The sequence below is a fragment of the Methylobacter psychrophilus genome, assembly GCF_025583945.1.
GTDB lineage: Bacteria > Pseudomonadota > Gammaproteobacteria > Methylococcales > Methylomonadaceae > Methylobacter_C > Methylobacter_C psychrophilus.
In genome coordinates, this window is the sequence record NZ_JAOEGU010000118.1 from 1 (window position 1) to 2,595 (window position 2,595).

A 2,595-nucleotide genomic window follows, 5' to 3' on the forward strand; every position below is an offset into this window, starting at 1 on the left:
ACAATTCAAAGCCAACAATAAGAATTTTTTAGACTGACTTTTTAAAAAACATATCAGGGAAACCTGAGGGACAGTTGTGCCTTATGTTTCAACTGTTCACTACTTTTGCTTCAAAATGAAGGGTGCCCTGCAAACACCACATTCCTGTAGATTATGGCTATTAACTTAAGACGAGACAGTTAACTTTCCGGGAGCGCCGAGCCCCAGCTCGGCGCTCCCGGAATCAATAGGCTAGTTTTATTTATCTGTTGCGCTTTAAATTGGTTGCCTAGATTATGCAGTAGTTACATAGTCATGGATACCGGCAGAATCGCATCTGAAACAGCGATCAAGAGCACCAACAGTAGGCTTTTTAAGAGACGCCAGGAGCCGTTGCCGAAGACAGGAATCTTTTAATGCATTGAATAAAAGCGATTAATTTCCTTCGTGTACTTCGTGGTGAATAACATTTTTTTAACCCGTTTTATTACCAAACTTTGCCAATCGCCTTACAACCGCTATGTCTTCAGGAATTTTTAACGTACTTTCTGCTCTGGCAAGTGCCAAACGTGAATGGCAAATGGCAACATCTCTCATGACCGGATGTTCGATTGAGGCCAGCGACTCAAAAGCCTTTTGGAGTCGTGCCATCACTTCAACAGCACCGGCTCCATCGCGGGCTATACCGGTAAAGGCATCGTCAAACATATCCCGTAAACATATTTCCGGTACTTCTACACGATCACATTCAGCTATTCGAAGATTCTCATTATCTTTAATTGGCGCACTCCATAGTGCAAAAAGACGTATGAGTGTGCCAATAATATCAATGGCTGTACCGGGATCATTAACAGCCGGTGATAATGCCCGACTGCCTATTTCAGAAAGGGTGATAAAACCAAAGCGGGGATCTTCATCAAATTTTCTTTCACCACCAATAAGAAAGGCCTTTTCTATTTGACCGATATCAATATCAGTAAAATCACCCAGATCAGCTGTTACATAAGCAAGTACACGTCCGGGCGCAGCAAAAGTACCGGGTAAGGCGGCCACCGTAATTCGTATAGCCGCATTGTCGGCATATTTTTGTAGTGCATTGATATCAACACGCTGAACATAGCCAATTAAAGACCCGTAAACAGGACGTCCTCCCGGCACATGGGTTCCGGCAGGAACACCATGTAGGGTAGGGGTTAAGCGTCGGCGTTGCAGTGCTGCCGCTGTAGCTACCTCAACTTTATCGATAGTACCGTTAACACGCCCCAGACGGGCAATACGATCGACCCAACTGACAAAGGTAATAATCACTATCGCAAAAATTAGTAATGTTAAAGCAAACAACACGAAACGACCGGCTTTATCGTAATAACTGTTTTGTAGGGCAATCAGCGCGACAATACTAAAGATAAATGAACCAATAAAAGTCGACAAGGCATTCTGGGAAACGTCATCGGCAATAACCAGAGAAAAAGATCGGGGTGTCGCCGTACTACTAGCGGAAGCATAAGCAGAAACCATGGATCCAACCGCAAAAGTAGCGATTACCAACATGCTGGAAGCAATAATATTAAGCAGAGTTTCTATTGAAGACAAGGTAATCAACGGAACTATCTGGCTGATTTCCGTAACATCCACCAGTCTTGCCAAAAATACCGAAGCGGTTGACAACAAGCACATTGCCAGTGGCCTGATCCATAATCGCTCCTTGATACGATTTAGAAAAAACCTCAATCGATCACCATTAGTTAACTCCTTGGTAATGTAGTCGTTGTTCTGTGCGCATTTGTTTTCAGTACCTGTTGGCTGTTAAGAATCACTGCTTAAGCTTGGCTATTGCCGATAATAATAACAGCAAAGTTAAATCCTTTATCATCTGATAATAGATGCTTTACCTTTAACTGAAATCAACAAAAATAAACCATAATGCTATAGGGTGTGTTTTGCATAATATTTTATGCTTGATAAAAAATAGCGACGATAGAGCAGGGGATAATAATGCATTATAAGCAGGACAACAAAAGGGATTTTTGCTGCATGAAAAAATAAATGCCAATCCTGACTCAATCTTAGCAACTACTTCATACATCTCTTAAGGAATCTACTGTTGGTGCCCTATCTTCATTTAGTCATCCATACATTTTTTGCTTCGCCAGTTTTAAGTTAACCAACACTTGAAACATCAGTACGCTGCGCTACTTGAAAAGCTATTAATTTCCTCCTAACAAACTATGCAACCCTTTATAAACAACATAACATATAAATCTATATTACTTGATAATAGATTCTTAATAAGAGCGAATAAATTATTCCATAGCATTCTCATTTTATAAATATGGATAAAAAGATTTTGTATGAAAAGTGGCCTCTGCTTTATCTCGCTTAAGTTGCCAAAAGAATCAGCAAACAAAATTATTCAGACACTCTCAATTTATACTCTCTATCGGAATAATAATATTTATAGCCTATAAAAAAAAGGGGAGGGCAAAACTAGAGATATTTATCCAATAAATATCTTTTAATTCAACACGCTTGATTGGTCTTATTCAAACCTATACATTTTCAGATAAATAATTTCTATGTCGACAGATACCATCCCTTCAAGGGATGGTATCTGTA

Annotated in this window: 1 protein-coding gene; it reads right to left on the reverse strand. The window is 39.9% G+C overall.

Features of this window, described 5'->3' with window-relative positions; all coding sequences use genetic code 11:
• Positions 1-453 precede the first annotated feature (453 nt).
• Positions 454-1,710 carry a DUF2254 domain-containing protein gene (locus tag N7974_RS20335; protein WP_262967357.1) on the reverse strand — a complete coding sequence of 419 codons (1,257 nt, stop codon included), beginning with the start codon at positions 1,708-1,710 and terminating at the stop codon, positions 454-456.
• Positions 1,711-2,595 lie beyond the last annotated feature (885 nt).